This window comes from Glycomyces tarimensis (assembly GCF_054776215.1).
Genome location: NZ_BAAHCB010000023.1, coordinates 41249 through 55844, shown reverse-complemented (window position 1 = coordinate 55844; position 14596 = coordinate 41249). Strand labels below are relative to the sequence as shown.

Sequence of the window (14596 nt, the reverse complement as noted above, 5' to 3'; positions counted from 1 at the left end):
TCCAGACGCCGCTACGCGGCGGCGGGCCATGTGACACCAGATATCGTCATGGTGTGTCCCAACCGCTCATCGTCGCCCACCGGGGCGCCAACGAATTCCTTCCCGAGCACTCCCTTGCCGCGTTCAGACAGGCGATCGTCGAAGGCGCCGACGGGTTCGAGTTCGACATCCGGCTGACCGCCGACGGGCACCTGGTGCTGCACCACGACCGCACCGTCAAGCGCACCTCCGACGGCAAGGGCGCGGTCTCCGACCTCACACTGGCGCAGCTGCGCGAATTCAACTTCGCGGCCTCCTTCCCCGACTGCGGCGACGACCCCGAGGCCGCGCGCATCCCCACGATCGAAGACCTGTTCCAGCTCGTCATCGACTCCGGCAAGGACCTCAAACTGCTCGTGGAGGCCAAACACCCCTCCAAGTTCGGCCCCCGCCTGGAAATGCGGCTGTGGGAGACGCTGCGCCGCTGGCCGGGCCTCGACGTCACGGTCATGTCCTTCTCCCGCGCGGCGCTGAAGACCTGGCGCGAGCTGGACGACGACATCCCCCTGGTGTGGATCTTCGAGTACCCGTTCCGCCGCCCGCCCGAAGGCGTGCAGGCCCTCAGCGCGAAGGTCGACTACGTCGAGTCGACACCGGCGTTCGTCGAGCGCACCCACGAGCAGGGCTACGAGGCCTACGTCTGGACCGTCAACGACCCCGAGACCGCGCAGCGGACGGCCAAGGCCGGTGCCGACCTCATCTTCACCGACCGCCCCGCCGCGATGCGCGAAGCGCTAGTCGCGTAGGGAGGAAGACGCACTCAGGGTCCGTCCGTAATGCTGGCGTGATCTTGCGGCAACGGGTAGGTTGCTGTATAGCCTTAAACGGTGCGGACCACGGTGGGAGGGGGTCTCTATGCCAGCGGCGACACCTGCGCCTGAGCGAATTCGCGTCCCTCACCAGGCCGACGCCGCCAACCTCGTACGCCGATGGCTCCGCGAATCCCTCCCCGACCTGCCCGACGAAGCCCGCGACGACCTGCTCGTGTGCGCCACCGAGCTCGTCTCCAACGCCGTGCGCCACGCCAGGCCGCTGCCCGCCGGCGACCTGTGCGTCTGGTACTCGGTCGGGCAGCGCGACGTCGAGGTCCGCGTCGTCGACGGCGGCTCCAGCACCCGGCCGCACGTATGCTCGGTCGACCTCGACTCCGCCCACGGCAGAGGCATGTTCATCGTGTCCAAACTGTCCAGCGTCTGGGGTTCGCGGTGCACGGGCGAAGGCATACAGGAAGTCTGGGCGCGCATCCCCGTACGCTTAGGCGCGTGTCCAAGCGTCCGCTCTTCATCGATCTGGTCTTCTACGGCGTCGCCGCGCTGTTCGCCGGCGCCACCGCCCTGTGGACGACGCTGGTGCCGCACGAGCACTGGGGCGCCATCGCCTTCGGCGGCTACGCTCCCGCCGCGTTCGTGATCGCGATACTGCTGATGCAGCCGGGCGCGACGTGGCGGGCCCGCGCGATCGTCGCCGCGGCGACCGCCGCCGCCGTCGTCGCGATCCCCATGGCGGCGCAGGCCGCGGAGCGGGCGACCGGGACGAGCGGACGCGCCCAGGAGGAGGTCCTCGTCGTCGAGGCCTCCGGGCAGCGGCTCCTGGAGACCGGGAGCCCCTATCTACACGCCGACCAGATCGCGGCCCTGCCCGATCCGCTGCTCGGCTACAACCCCTACCAGCCGGGCATGGCCGTCTTCGGACTGCCCTCGGCGCTGCTGGGCGAGCACTGGTGGACCGACGCACGCCTCTACTTCCTGCTGGCGACCGCCGCCTGCCTGGCCGCCGCGACCAGGCTCCTGCGCGATCGCGCGGGCAAGGGCACGCTGCTGCGGGCGCTCCAGGCGAGCGTCGTCTTCCCGGTATGCGCCTTGACGTTCACGACCGGCGGCGACGACATGCCCGTGGTCGGACTGATGGTGCTCGCTCTGGCCTGCTGCGCGCGGGGGCGCTGGCTCGCTGCCGGGCTGGCGATCGGCGCTGCCGGGGCGCTCAAACTGTTCGCCTGGCCGGTGGCGGTGGTGCTGGCGGTCATGGTCTGGCGGTCGCACGCCTCGCCGACCGCTCGGAACGCGGACTTGCGCCGCTACCTGCTCGGCTTCGCCGCGCCGGTGGCCGCGACGATGATCCCGGTGCTCCTCGTCGACGTCCGCGGCTTCGTGGACAACGTCATCGCCTTCGGGCTCGGCCGGGGCGTCGTCGAGTCCCCCGCGCAGTCCCCACTGCCCGGATTCCTTGTGGCGCGGCACGTGCCCGGCGGCGAGGTCATGGCTCCCGCACTGCTCGGCTTGGCGGCGTTGGTCATCGCGGGTCTGCTGTGGCTGCGCCCGCCGATGACGGCCGCCTCGGCGGCGCAGTGGAGCGCCGCCGGGTTGACCGCCGCGTTCTTGCTCATGCCCTCGACCCGGTTCGGCTACCTGCTCTATCCGGTCGTCCTGCTGGGATGGTGGCTGCCGCTGCGCGACGCCGCCGCGACCGCGCCCGAGCAGCTCACCGACGACAGCGTCTCCCCCAGCCCGGGGCCGTCGCTCGTCGTCGAATGGTGGCGCTGAGAGCGAACGGCCGGGTGCGGCCTGGACGCGCACGTGCGTGTGGTTAGCAGATCGCCACGTTTGCATGTACGGTGGCGCCCATGGATCTCACCTGTCCGAAGTGCGGCGCGATGATGCGCCAGTACGAGCGCAATCGCGTCACCGTCGATCAGTGCACCGAGTGCCGCGGCATCTTCCTCGACCGCGGCGAGCTGGAGCACCTCTTGGACGCCGAGGCCGCGTTCAACGCGCAGCAGGGCGCGCCCGTGGCGGCCGCGCCGCCGGCCCCCCAGTACCGCGAGGAGCGCCGCTACGACGACCACCGCCGTGACGAGCACCGCGGCGACCGTCGCCACTACGACGACCACCGAGGACGGGACGGCTACTACCCAAAGAAAAAGAAGAAGCGCTCGCTGTTCTCCGAGCTCTTCGACGACTGATCCGAGGCTTCGGCCGCCCGGTCAGACCGCCATGTCGACGAAGCGCGACAGGTGCAACTGGGCGGCCACCGTGATCGTGTCGGTGGCGCCGTTGCGGTGCTTCGCGACGATGAAGTCGGCCTCGCCGGCACGCGGCGACTCCTTGTCGTAGTAGTCGTCGCGGTGCAGCAGGATGACGACGTCCGCATCCTGCTCGAGCGAGCCGGATTCACGTAGGTCGCTCAGTTGCGGGCGCTTGTCGGTGCGCTGCTCGGGGCCGCGGTTGAGCTGCGCGACCGCGATGACGGGGCACTCGATCTCCTTGGCCAGCAGCTTGAGTCCTCGACTGATCTCGGAGACCTCCTGCTGCCTCGACTCGACCTTCTTGGGCGAGCTCATCAGCTGGAGGTAGTCCACGACCATGAGCTTGAGGTCGTGTCGCTGCTTGAGGCGGCGGGCCTTGGCGCGGATCTCCATCATCGTCATCGAAGCGGTGTCGTCCACGAACAGCGGCGCCTCGGAGATGTCCCCCATGCGCTTGGCCAAGCGCGTCCAGTCGTCGTCGGACAGGTCCCCCGAGCGCAGGACGTGCATCGGGACGCGCGTCTCGGCCGAGAGCAGGCGCATGACGATCTCGAGCTTGCTCATCTCCAGGCTGAACAGGGCCGCGGCGTGGCGGTGATGGAGCGAGGCGTGCCGCATGAAGTCCATCGCGGCCGTGGACTTGCCGAGGCCCGGACGCCCGGCGACGATGATGAGCTGGCCCGGCTGCAGGCCGGACAGGAGCCGGTCGAGGTCGGCGAAGCCGGTGGGAACCCCGGTGAGGACGCCCTGGTTCGCGCCGATCGCCTCGATCTCGTCCATGGCCGGCTGGAGCAGGTCGGACAGGATCGAGAAGTCCTCGCTCTGGCGCTTGTCGGTGACGTCGTAGACCGCCTGCTGGGCCAGGTCGACGAGGTCGTCGATGTCGCGGCCGCCCTGACCGCCGCCGTAGCCGTACTGGACGACCTTGGTGCCGGCCTCAATGAGGCGGCGCAGGATGGCCTTGTCCTTGACGATGCGGGCGTAGTAGCCGGCGTTCGCGGCGGTGGGGACGGCGTCGAGCAGGTCGTGCAGGTACGGGCCGCCGCCGACCTTCGCGAGATCGCCGGAGTCGGCGAGCGCGGCGGCGATCGTGACGGCGTCGGCGGGCTCGCCGTTGGCGAACTTGTCGGTGATCGCGTCGAAGATGATGCCGTGGCTGGGCTTGTAGAAGTCCGAGGACTTGAGGGTCTCGACGACGTCCGCGATGGCGTCCTTGCTCATGAGCATGCCGCCGAGCACCGACTGCTCCGCGGCGAGGTCCTGCGGCGGCGTGCGCTCGTACGTGCGGGCCCCGCCGCCGTACTGGTCGTCCGACGGTGGCGCGTCGAAATAGGAGCCGCCGGCGTCTCGTGCGCCGTTCGGGCCGCGCGAGTAGGAGCCCTCGGTGGACACGTCGGTCATCAACGCCCACCCCCCTCAGTCACCGTGCGTTCATGGAGAATCTACAGCCCGGGTACGACGTCCCGCGGCCTCAATGACGCTATGTCGTTCGCGACACCGTTGCAAACGCCCCTGTGGACAAGCTGTGGACAAGTCTGTGGATAACCTGTGGATAACTACCCCAACGGCTGTGGACAAGCTGTGGACAAAGAAGAGAAGCCCGCTCATTTCGGGTGTGTGAGCTGTGGCTTCGTCGTCCACCGCCTGTGGACGAGAATTTCTTCGTGCCAAGTTGGCATGATGGTGAGGACCACCTCAGCCGCGCGCCCGAATACGAAAGGCCCTCGATGACCTCGAACCAGCGCCCCGAGCGGCGTCCTCGCCTGGACCCCGACGGCGACGACCGGCCCGGGGAGCGGGCGTTCACCCCGACGTTGCTCGTGACGCTCGCCTGGTACGTCGTGCCGGCGCTCGTGTACCTGGTGTGGGTCGCGACGCAGCCGGCCGTGGCGGCGAACTGCGCGGACACGGGCTGCTCGGCAGGGGCGCGGATCTCGACGGCGGTGTCGGGCGGGTGGGCCTGGATCGGCTCCTCGCTGACGGCGAGCCTGCTCATCGCCGTGCTCCTGCGGCTACCCAGGGCGGGCTGGCGCGCCGGCGTGGCGGGCACTGCGGCCGCGATCCTCGGCGCCGGCCTGGTGACGGTGGTGCTGCGCACCGCCGGCTGGGTCATCTGAGCAGCGAGAAGGCCCGCGACCGGATCGATCGCGGGCCCGGCGGCCTTGCGGCCTACTTCTTCTTCTCGCGGCGCTTGGCCGGGGTGACCTGAAGCTTGAACCTCGCGGTCACCTCCGGGTGCAGTTTCACGCCGATGTCGTACGTGCCGATCGACTTGATCGTGCCGGGCAGCTCGACGCGGCGACGGTCGATCTTCGGACCGCCCGCCTCGTCGATGGCCTTGGCGATGTCGACCGCGGTGATCGAACCGAAGAGACGGCCGGCGTCGCCCACGCGGGCGACGATGTGCGCGTCCGTCTGCTTCAGCCGGTCGGCCAGCGAGCGAGCCTGCTCGAGGTCGTTGACCTCGCGGGCGGCGCGGGCGCGCTGGATCGAGTCGACCTGCTTCTGTCCGCCCTTGGTCCAGGCGATCGCCAGGCCCTGGGGCAGCAGGTAGTTGCGGCCGTAGCCGGGCTTGACCTCGACGACGTCACCGGCCGAACCCAGGTTGGCGACCTCATGAGTCAGGATGATCTTCATAAGTGTCCCCTCCTCAACGGGTCTGGCTGGTGTACGGGAGCAGAGCCATTTCGCGCGCGTTCTTGACGGCCGCGGCGATCTGGCGCTGCTGCTGGGAGGTCACGCCGGTCACGCGGCGGGCACGGATCTTGCCGCGGTCGGAGATGAACTTCCGCAGCAGGGCCGTGTCCTTGTAGTCGACGTACTTGATGTCCTCTTTGTCCAGAGGATTCTGTTTCTTCTTCGGCTTCCGCAGGGGAGCCGACTTCGGGTTGGCCATGTCGTTCTTGCCTTACTTGAAATCGATCCGGGTCGAGCCCGGTTAGAACGGCGGGTCTTCGTCGAAGCCCTGGCCGGGCGTGGAGCCGGAGCTCTGGCCCGCCGGGGCCGCCGAAGCCCAAGGATCGTCCGCCACAGCGCCACCGCCGCCGCTCCCGAACTGGGAACGGCCACCGCCTCCGCCGCCGCTGGACTTGTTGATCTTCGCCGTGGCGAACCGCAGCGCGGGGCCGACTTCCTCGACGTCGAGCTCGTACACCGTGCGCTTCTCGCCCTCGCGGGTGTCGAAGGAGCGCTGCTTGAGCTTGCCCTGCACGATCACGCGGGTACCGCGAGACAGGGACTCGGCGACGTTCTCGGCGTACTGGCGCCAGACGCTGCATGTCAGGAACAACGCCTCACCGTCGCGCCACTGACCGGATTCGCGGTCGAAGGTGCGCGGGGTGGAGGCGATCCGGAACTTCGCGACGGCAGCACCGGAGGGCGTGTAACGCAGCTCCGGGTCGTCGACGAGGTTGCCGATAACCGTGATGACTGTCTCTCCTGCCATGACCTCTTCTCCCTAAGGTCTCGCAGTTGCAAGGTCGGGTTACCGAAGCTCCGGCCGCAGCACCTTGGCCCGCAGCACCGACTCATTGAGCCGCAGCTGCCGGTCCATCTCCGCCACGGGAGCGGGCTCGGACTGCAGGTCGACGACGGCGTAGATGCCTTCGCTGTTCTTCTCGATCTCGTAGGCGAGACGACGCCGTCCCCAGACATCGATCTTGTCGACCGTGCCTCCGGCGTCCTTGACGCCCTTCAGGAACTTCTCCAGCGTCGGGCTGACCTGGCTCTCCTCGATGTTGGGTTCGAGGATCACCATGAGTTCGTAATGCCGCAAGATCGCTCCACCTCCTCTGGTCTCATCGGCCGCGGTATCTCCGCGGCAGGAGGGTCACTTGCTCGCCGCCCGCCAGGGCACGCCTCATTGAAGGCGGCCGGGTGGACAACCTGGCTATCGTACCTGCGTTTACGTGGTCCGGTTCCTCCGGACCACGTCGGTGTGACGCTACCAATGGCCACCGACGATTCCGGGCGCGATCCGGGGCCCGGCAGTGTGCCCGACGCTACCCGGCCGCTCCCAGGTGCCGGGACGCTCCCGCGCTAAGTTGGATCCGTGACAGCGTCGTTCCAATACACGGATCTGCTTCCCGTCGGCCCCGACAAGGCCGAGTACCGGTTGCTCACCAAGGACGGGGTGAACACGGTCGAGGCCGCCGGCCGCCGGTTCCTCACCGTCGAGCCCCAGGTGCTCACCGACCTCGCGGCCGAGGCCATCCACGACATCTCCCACTACCTGCGCCCCGCCCACCTCGCGCAGCTCCGCTCGATCCTCGACGACCCCGAGGCCTCCGGCAACGACCGGTTCGTCGCGATGGACCTGCTCAAGAACGCCAACATCGCCTCCGGCGGCGTCCTGCCGATGTGCCAGGACACCGGCACCGCGATCGTCATGGGCAAGCGCGGGCGCCACGTCCTCACCGACGGGCGCGACTCCGAGCACCTCTCGCGCGGCATCTGGCAGGCCTACCGCGACCTGAACCTCCGCTACAGCCAGATGGCGCCGCTGACGACGTGGGACGAGAAGAACACCGGCTCGAACCTGCCCGCGCAGATCGAGCTGTACGCCGACGGCGACGACGCCTACAAGCTGCTGTTCATCGCCAAGGGCGGCGGCAGCGCCAACAAGTCGTTCCTGTTCCAGGAGACCAAGGCGATCCTCAACCCCGACGCGATGATGGCGTTCCTCGACGAGAAGCTGCGCCAGATCGGCACCGCCGCGTGCCCGCCGTACCACCTGGCGATCGTCATCGGCGGCACCAGCGCCGAGTTCGCGCTCAAGACCGCGAAGTACGCCTCCACCAAGTACCTCGACTCGATGCCGCTGGAGGGCTCGGCCTCGGGCCACGGTTTCCGGGACGTCGAGCTGGAGGAGCGGGTGCTGGAGCTGACCCGCGACTTCGGGATCGGCGCCCAGTTCGGCGGCAAGTACTTCTGCCACGACGTGCGCGTCGTCCGCCTCCCCCGCCACGGCGCCTCGCTGCCGGTGGCCATCGCCGTATCGTGCTCGGCCGACCGCCAGGCGCTCGCGAAGATCACCGCCGAAGGCGTCTTCCTGGAGCAGTTGGAGACCGACCCGTCGACGTACATGCCCGAGCCCTCCGAGGAGGATCTCGACAGCGACGTGGTGCGCATCGACCTGAACCGGCCGATGTCCGAGATCCGCGAGGAGCTCGCGAAGTACCCGGTGAAGACGCGGCTGTCGCTGACCGGGCCATTGGTGGTGGCGCGGGACATCGCGCACGCCAAGATCAAGGAGCGCCTGGACGCGGGGGAGCCGATGCCCGACTACATGAAGGACCACGCCGTCTACTACGCCGGGCCGGCGAAGACCCCCGAGGGCTACGCCTCGGGCTCCTTCGGGCCGACCACGGCGGGGCGCATGGACTCCTACGTCGATCAGTTCCAGGCGGCGGGCGGCTCGTTCGTCATGCTCGCCAAGGGCAACCGCTCGCAGCAGGTCACCGACGCGTGCAAGGCGCACGGCGGCTTCTACCTCGGTTCGATCGGCGGCCCGGCCGCGAAGCTCGCGCAGGAGAACATCAAGGCCATGGAGGTCCTGGAGTACCCCGAGCTGGGCATGGAGGCGGTCTGGAAGATCGAGGTCGAGGACTTCCCCGCGTTCATCGTCGTGGACGACAAGGGCAACGACTTCTTCGAGGACACCCGAAAGCCGACCCTCTCCATCGGCCGCAAACCCCAGATCACCGTGACCGCGAAATCGTAAGAGCGCGTGTAGACGCGATCGGGCCCGGTCGTTCGGCCGGGGCCGATCGCGTCTACACGCTGGGGTCGACGGCCCGGAAACTGTCGCCGAAGGCGACGTTGTCGTGGACGATCACGCGGTCGTCGACATCGGTCGGGGCCAGGTTCCAGGCGGGCTTGTAGATCCCCCACTTCAGATAGCCGTCGACGCCGGGTTCGTCGTTGTAGGTGTTCGGGCCCGTCGTGGACAGGACGGATTCCCAGCCGGGGTCCTTGTGCGTCTGGTGCCACACCTGGATCGCTCCGTCGTCGGTGTAGTCCCACTCGAACCTGAACACGAAATCGTGCCATTGCCCCGGCTTGACCTCCGCGAGGTCGAAGCCGGTCCGGCTCATCGACTCGTAGGTCGAGCAGGCGTCGTCGTCGGAGTTCACCCGCAGTCGCCATTCGCCGCCGGGTTGGATCGACAGGAACGCGCTCGGATACTTCATCGATTCACACGCATCCGGCCGCGTGTGCCACTGGAAGACGATCTCTTCTGTGGAGTCGGCCTCCCAATCGCCCTTGATGTAGATGCTGAAGCCGTAGTAGACCTCGTCGCCGGCCGCGAAGTGGCTGGACGGTATCCGGCCCGTATGGCTCTCGGCTCTCGTGCCGTCTGCCACGAGCGGATCGCCGTAGCGCAGGTGGCTGCGCACCGCCGGGCCGCCGGTGCGGTTGAAGTCCACCGCTTGGATGGAGTCGGTGCAGCACTGGTGGTAGGCGAGGTCCGACTGCCACGATTCCGCGACCGGGGTGTCGTCGTAGGGCGCCGGTTCCTCGGCGAGGAGCGTCTGCTCCGGCAGCGCCGCGGAACGCTGGGGGTGCTGACCGGGGATCAGCAGGAGCGCGGCGGTCACCGTGAGCACGATGGCCTTCGCACTCGCGGGGAAGCGCTCGTTTTTCATGTGGACATGGTAGGCCGATTCGCGCACCCGTGAATCGAAGCGGGCGGTCACCGAGGTCTTGTGGACTTCGGTGACCGCCCTCGCTTCGTGGTGGCGGCCACGAAGCCGGTTGGGGTCTAGGGGAGTTGCGAGAAGTGCCCGCCCACGGTGTCGGCGAAGTGGTAGCCGTTCGTGGCGTCCCAGTTGATCGACCATGTCATGGCACCGCCGATGCCGGGGTAGGCCCGGTCGGGGGTGAAGTCGCCGCAGTTGGTGCGCGTCGACAGGCAGTCGAGGGCGTCGTTGACCATCGAAGCGTCGACGTAGCCGCTGCCCGCGGCGCTCGGCACGGCGGGCACACCGAGGCCCACCTGGCTCGGGGCGAGCCCGGCTTCGAGCTGGATGCACGCCTGAGCGGTCAGGAAGTCGATGTCGCCCTGGGCGTAGACCTGGCCGTCGCATCCGAGCATGGTCCCGGAGTTGTAGTACTGCATGTTGACGATGGTCAGGATGTCCTTGGTGTTGACCGCGAGCTGGTAGTAGCCGCCCGAGGTGGACTGGAAGTCGATGGTCTGGGGGGCCATCGTGTAGACCAGGTCGGATCCGGCCGAGGCGTGGATGCGTCGCATCGCGGTCTCGATCGCGGTGGCGTTGATGCCGTGTTCGAGGTCGATGTCGACGCCGTCGAAGCCGTATTCGTCCATCAGGGACAGGACCGAGTCGGCGAAGGCGTTGGCCGAGGCGGTGTCGTTGATGGTGACGTTGCCCTTCTCGCCGCCGACGGAGATGATGACCTTGCGGCCTTCGGACTGGATCGCGGCGATGTCGGACTTGAAGTCGGCCTCGGAGTAGTTCAGGACCGGGTCGAGCGCGAAGTCGACGGCGCCGGTGGGGCTCGGGAGCGCCTCGGCGAACGCCACGGCGACGATGTCGTACTCGTCGGGCACGTCGGAGAGCTTGAGCAGCGTCGAACCGTTGTCGAAGTTGTGCCAGTACCCCGTCAGGGTCGCGTCGCCGTCGCCGGCCGGCGGGTTCGTCGGCTCGTCGGTGGTGGGCTCCTCGCTCGGCTCGCCGCCGGCACCGTCGCAGGCGCCGAGGTGCTCCCACACGCCCCATTGGCCGGTGGTGCCCGGCTCCTCGCCGGTGGTCCACCACTGGGCGCGGTACTCGTTGTCCTCGTGGCTGACCAGGTCGCCCCCGACGTAGACGGCGCTGGACCGCCACGGGTCGCCCTCGCAGGCCACCTGGGCGGAGGCGTTCACCGCGAAGGTGACCGGGATGGCCGCGGCGGCCCCGGCCACCAGGACGGAGGCGGCGATGAGCGCGGTTCTTCGGGTACGTGTCAAGGCGTCCTCCATGATCAGTAAATAACCCTAAGAGAAATTACAATCATGGTTGTCGATGAAGGCGACTCGTGTCAAGGAATTCGACACGGAAACTTCCGCCTCGCCCGGTTTGCCCATCGCTCCCATAGCCGGGCAACCGCCATCAGTACGGACTGTTCACCGTTTCATCGCCCGGAGTGGCGCCGTTCGGGCCCGAAGAAATGGTCCACTGCGGTTCCTGAACCCGGACCGGGAGGCCATGAGTGCCGACTTCCCGGTCTCAGGCCTCAGGCGACATGAAGACCTCGTCGGCGCTCGCCGCGCTCAATGCCCGATGGAGCCACTCGAAGAAGGTCGCCTCGTCCTCGCAGGCCAGTACACACTCCCGTTGGGCTTGATCGAGCTCGATGCCGCGGATCGGCAAGCACCTCGAACAGCATGTTCGCCTGACCCTCGACACGGCCCTCGGCCCGCCCCTCGGCCCGGCTGCGCGCCTCGAATTCTCGACGGAGTTCGGACGCCAACGGATAGGTCACGGCCATGAGATCATGCTCGTCCACCGTGTCGCCATGTCGCGACCGAGCTCTCAACGTTCGACGTAACTGAGCAGGTCTTGGCGCGTCAGGACACCGGTCGGCTTGCCCTCGGTATAGACCATGAGCGCGTCGTCGTCCTCCAGCACCTCGACCGCCCGCTCGACGTTCTCGCCCGAGCCGATCGTCGGCAGCGGCTTGCCGATGTGCCGCTCGATCGGGTCGTGCAGCGTCGCCTGGCCCTTGAACAGCGCGTCCATCAGGTCCCGCTCGGCCACCGCCCCGGCGACCTCGCCGCTCATCACCGGCGGCTCCGCCTTCAGCACCGGCATCTGACTCACCCCGTACTGGCGCATGATGTCGATCGCCTCGCGCACGGTGTCGTTGGGGTGCACGTGGATCAGCTCCGGGATCTCCCCGCCCTTGCCGGCCAGCACCTGTCCGACGGTGGTGTCACCGGCGCCCGCGCCCATGAACCCGAACTCGGTCATCCACCCGTCGTTGAAGATCTTCGACATGTAGCCGCGCCCGCCGTCGGGCAGGACCACCACGACCACCGCGTCCGGACCGGCCTTACGCGCCACCTCGAGCGCCCCCACCACGGCCATCCCGGCCGAGCCGCCGACGAGCAGTCCCTCCTCGCGGGCGAGCCGCCGCGTCATCTTGAACGCCTCGGCGTCGGTGACCTCGACGATCTCGTCGGGCAGTCCCCGGTCGTAGTTGGCCGGCCAGAAGTCCTCGCCGACGCCCTCGACCAGGTACGGCCGCCCCGACCCGCCCGAGTACACCGAGCCCTCCGGGTCGGCGCCCACGACGCGCACGCGCCCCTCGGAGGCCTCCTTGAGGAACTTGCCGGTCCCGGTGATCGTCCCGCCAGTGCCGATCCCGGCCACGAAGTGCGTGATCCGCCCCTCGGTCTGCTCCCACAGCTCCGGCCCGGTCTGGTGGTAGTGCGACGCCACGTTCGCCGGGTTCGAGTACTGGTCCGGCTTCCACGACCGGTCGATCTCGGTCAGCAGCCGATCGGAGACCTTGTAGTAGGAGCGCGGGTCCTCCGGGTCGACCGCGGTCGGGCACACCACGACCTCCGCCCCGTACGCCTTCAGCACGTTCCGCTTGTCCTCGGACACCTTGTCCGGGCACACGAACACGCACCGGTAGCCGCGCTGCTGCGCCACCATCGCCAGGCCGACGCCGGTGTTGCCGCTGGTCGGCTCCACGATCGTCCCGCCCGGCTTCAGCGCGCCCGAGGCCTCGGCCTCGTCGATCATGCGCTGGGCGATGCGGTCCTTGATCGAACCGCCTGGGTTGAGGTACTCGATCTTCGCGAGCACCGTGCCGGCCACCCCGTCGGTGACCGTGTTGAGTTTCACCAGCGGGGTGTTGCCGATGAGGCCGAGGACCGAGTCGTAATACTGCATCCTGCCAGCCTAAGCCCACCCCGAGCGCGCCTTCCGCAGTCCGGACCCCGTGTCATCTCGTGGCCCGTCCGATCCCGCGGCGTGGATACGATGAACCGCGACGGTGTCACCGCCAGGCGACTCCGAGACAATCACGGCACACGCACAACTCTTCAGATTTTCCATAGGGAGACAGGCATGAGCACCGCTGACATCGGAGTGGTCGGGCTGGCCGTCATGGGCTCCAATCTCGCCCGTAACTTCGCCCGCCACGGCTTCACCGTCGCGGTCTACAACCGCACCTACGCCAAGACCACCGAACTCATCGACGCCCACGGCGACGATGGCGACTTCGTGCCTTCCGAGGAGCTCGCCGACTTCGTCGCGTCCCTCAAGCGCCCCCGCAAGGCCATGATCATGGTCCAGGCGGGCACGGCCACCGACGCCGTCATCGCGTCCCTGGCCGAACTCATGGAACCCGGCGACATGATCATCGACGGCGGCAACGCCCACTTCGAGAACACGCGTCGCCGCGAGGCCTCCCTGCGCGACAAGGGCATCCACTTCGTCGGCACGGGCGTCTCCGGCGGCGAGGAGGGCGCACTGCTCGGGCCGTCCATCATGCCCGGCGGCTCCGAGGAGTCCTACGAGAGCCTCGGACCGATCCTCGAGGCCATAGCCGCCAAGGCGCCCGACGGCTCGCCCTGCTGCACCCGCCTCGGCTCCGACGGCGCCGGGCACTTCGTCAAGATGGTGCACAACGGCATCGAATACTCCGACATGCAGCTCATCGGCGAGGCCTACGACCTCCTGCGCCGCGGCGCCGGCATCGAGCCCGCCGCGATGAGCAAGATCTTCTCCGAGTGGAACACCGGCGACCTCGACTCCTACCTCATCGAGATCACCGCCGAGGTCCTCGGCCACACCGACGCCGCGACGGGCAAGCCGTTCGTCGACGTCGTGCTCGACCAGGCCGGGCAGAAGGGCACCGGCCGCTGGACCGTCCAGATCGCCCTCGACCTCGGCGTCCCGGTCACCGGCATCGCCGAGGCCACGTTCGCGCGGGCACTGTCCAGCGGCACCAAGCAGCGCGAAGGCGCCGTCGGCGTCCTCGCCGGCCCGGACGGCAAGGCCGAGCTGCCCGAGACCTTCGTCGACGACGTCCGCCAGGCGCTGTACGCCTCGAAGATCGTCGCCTACGCGCAGGGCTTCGACCAGATCGCCGCCGCCAACGCCGAATACGACTGGGACATCGACCTCGGCTCGTGCGCGGCGCTGTGGCGGGCCGGCTGCATCATCCGGGCGCGCTTCCTCGACAAGATCACCGCCGCCTGGCGCGACAACCCCGGCCTGCCGACACTGCTGGCCGCCCCTGAGTTCACCAGGATCGTCTCCGACGCCCAGGACGCGTGGCGGCGAGTCGTGACGACCGCGGTCCAGGCCGGCATTCCGACGCCGGGCTTCTCCTCGGCGCTGGCCTACTACGACGGCCTGCGGTCGAAGCGGCTCCCGGCCGCCCTGATCCAGGGCCAGCGTGATTACTTCGGCGCCCACACCTACAAGCGGGTCGACCGCGACGGCGTCTTCCACACCGACTGGTCCGGCGACCGCGACGAGCGCGACGCCTAAGCCGCGCGACGAGCGTGGGGGG

Annotated in this window: 15 protein-coding genes; 7 read left to right on the top strand and 8 right to left on the bottom strand. The window is 68.5% G+C overall.

Going from position 1 to position 14596, the window contains the following annotated elements; all coding sequences use genetic code 11:
* The first annotated feature begins 53 nt into the window (after positions 1 to 53).
* The 4 genes from ACYVK3_RS18900 to ACYVK3_RS18885 all read left to right on the top strand — a co-directional run bounded on the left by ACYVK3_RS18900 (position 54) and on the right by ACYVK3_RS18885 (position 2998).
* Complete coding sequence (locus ACYVK3_RS18900; RefSeq protein WP_460498886.1) at positions 54 to 785, top strand: glycerophosphodiester phosphodiesterase; 732 nt, start codon at positions 54 to 56, stop codon at positions 783 to 785.
* Positions 786 to 894: 109 nt separating this feature from the next.
* Positions 895 to 1449, top strand: a complete 555-nt coding sequence (locus ACYVK3_RS18895) for an ATP-binding protein (RefSeq protein ID WP_460498885.1) — start codon at positions 895 to 897, stop codon at positions 1447 to 1449.
* Positions 1353 to 2579 carry a glycosyltransferase 87 family protein gene (locus ACYVK3_RS18890; protein WP_460498956.1) on the top strand — a complete coding sequence of 409 codons (1227 nt, stop codon included), beginning with the start codon at positions 1353 to 1355 and terminating at the stop codon, positions 2577 to 2579. The genes ACYVK3_RS18895 and ACYVK3_RS18890 overlap by 97 nt, the downstream gene beginning before the upstream one ends.
* 80 nt (positions 2580 to 2659) lie before the next feature.
* The gene (locus ACYVK3_RS18885) at positions 2660 to 2998 is read left to right on the top strand and encodes a TFIIB-type zinc ribbon-containing protein (RefSeq protein WP_460498884.1); all 339 of its coding nucleotides are present in this window, start codon (positions 2660 to 2662) and stop codon (positions 2996 to 2998) included.
* A gap of 21 nt (positions 2999 to 3019) precedes the next feature.
* Here the strand turns inward: ACYVK3_RS18885 and dnaB are convergent, their stop codons facing one another.
* Positions 3020 to 4462, bottom strand: coding sequence for a replicative DNA helicase (gene dnaB / locus ACYVK3_RS18880; protein WP_460498883.1), 1443 nt, complete (start codon positions 4460 to 4462; stop codon positions 3020 to 3022).
* Between the two features lie 263 nt (positions 4463 to 4725).
* Between dnaB and ACYVK3_RS18875 the strand changes: the two genes are divergently transcribed.
* On the top strand, positions 4726 to 5178 hold the full coding sequence (locus tag ACYVK3_RS18875) for a hypothetical protein (protein WP_460498882.1): 453 nt from the start codon (positions 4726 to 4728) through the stop codon (positions 5176 to 5178).
* A gap of 52 nt (positions 5179 to 5230) precedes the next feature.
* Here the strand turns inward: ACYVK3_RS18875 and rplI are convergent, their stop codons facing one another.
* Genes rplI through rpsF form a run of 4 tightly spaced genes read right to left on the bottom strand, consistent with a single transcriptional unit; the run spans position 5231 to position 6836 of the window.
* The gene (gene rplI, locus ACYVK3_RS18870; RefSeq protein ID WP_460498881.1) at positions 5231 to 5698 is read right to left on the bottom strand and encodes a bL9 family ribosomal protein; all 468 of its coding nucleotides are present in this window, start codon (positions 5696 to 5698) and stop codon (positions 5231 to 5233) included.
* Between the two features lie 13 nt (positions 5699 to 5711).
* Complete coding sequence (rpsR, locus tag ACYVK3_RS18865) at positions 5712 to 5957, bottom strand: small ribosomal subunit protein bS18 (RefSeq protein WP_460498880.1); 246 nt, start codon at positions 5955 to 5957, stop codon at positions 5712 to 5714.
* 42 nt (positions 5958 to 5999) lie between these two features.
* The gene (locus ACYVK3_RS18860) at positions 6000 to 6506 is read right to left on the bottom strand and encodes a single-stranded DNA-binding protein (protein WP_460498879.1); all 507 of its coding nucleotides are present in this window, start codon (positions 6504 to 6506) and stop codon (positions 6000 to 6002) included.
* 39 nt (positions 6507 to 6545) lie between these two features.
* Positions 6546 to 6836, bottom strand: a complete 291-nt coding sequence (gene rpsF / locus ACYVK3_RS18855; protein WP_460498878.1) for a 30S ribosomal protein S6 — start codon at positions 6834 to 6836, stop codon at positions 6546 to 6548.
* 276 nt (positions 6837 to 7112) lie between these two features.
* Here rpsF and ACYVK3_RS18850 point away from each other — a divergent pair, with 276 nt between their 5' ends.
* Positions 7113 to 8783: a fumarate hydratase gene (locus ACYVK3_RS18850; protein WP_460498877.1), complete on the top strand. Its 1671-nt coding sequence runs from the start codon at positions 7113 to 7115 to the stop codon at positions 8781 to 8783.
* Between the two features lie 52 nt (positions 8784 to 8835).
* Here ACYVK3_RS18850 and ACYVK3_RS18845 read toward each other — a convergent pair whose 3' ends face one another.
* From ACYVK3_RS18845 to ACYVK3_RS18835, 3 genes are all read right to left on the bottom strand, one after another.
* Positions 8836 to 9708 carry a polysaccharide lyase gene (locus ACYVK3_RS18845; RefSeq protein WP_460498876.1) on the bottom strand — a complete coding sequence of 291 codons (873 nt, stop codon included), beginning with the start codon at positions 9706 to 9708 and terminating at the stop codon, positions 8836 to 8838.
* A gap of 116 nt (positions 9709 to 9824) precedes the next feature.
* Entirely contained in the window at positions 9825 to 11033 is a 1209-nt protein-coding gene (locus ACYVK3_RS18840) for a chitinase (RefSeq protein ID WP_460498875.1), read from the bottom strand.
* Positions 11034 to 11598: 565 nt separating this feature from the next.
* The gene (locus ACYVK3_RS18835; protein WP_460498874.1) at positions 11599 to 12966 is read right to left on the bottom strand and encodes a cystathionine beta-synthase; all 1368 of its coding nucleotides are present in this window, start codon (positions 12964 to 12966) and stop codon (positions 11599 to 11601) included.
* A 177-nt stretch (positions 12967 to 13143) separates the two neighbouring features.
* On the opposite strand from ACYVK3_RS18835, the gene gndA reads away from it, so the two are divergent.
* Entirely contained in the window at positions 13144 to 14574 is a 1431-nt protein-coding gene (gene gndA / locus ACYVK3_RS18830) for an NADP(+)-dependent, decarboxylating phosphogluconate dehydrogenase (protein ID WP_460498873.1), read from the top strand.
* Positions 14575 to 14596: the final 22 nt, after the last annotated feature.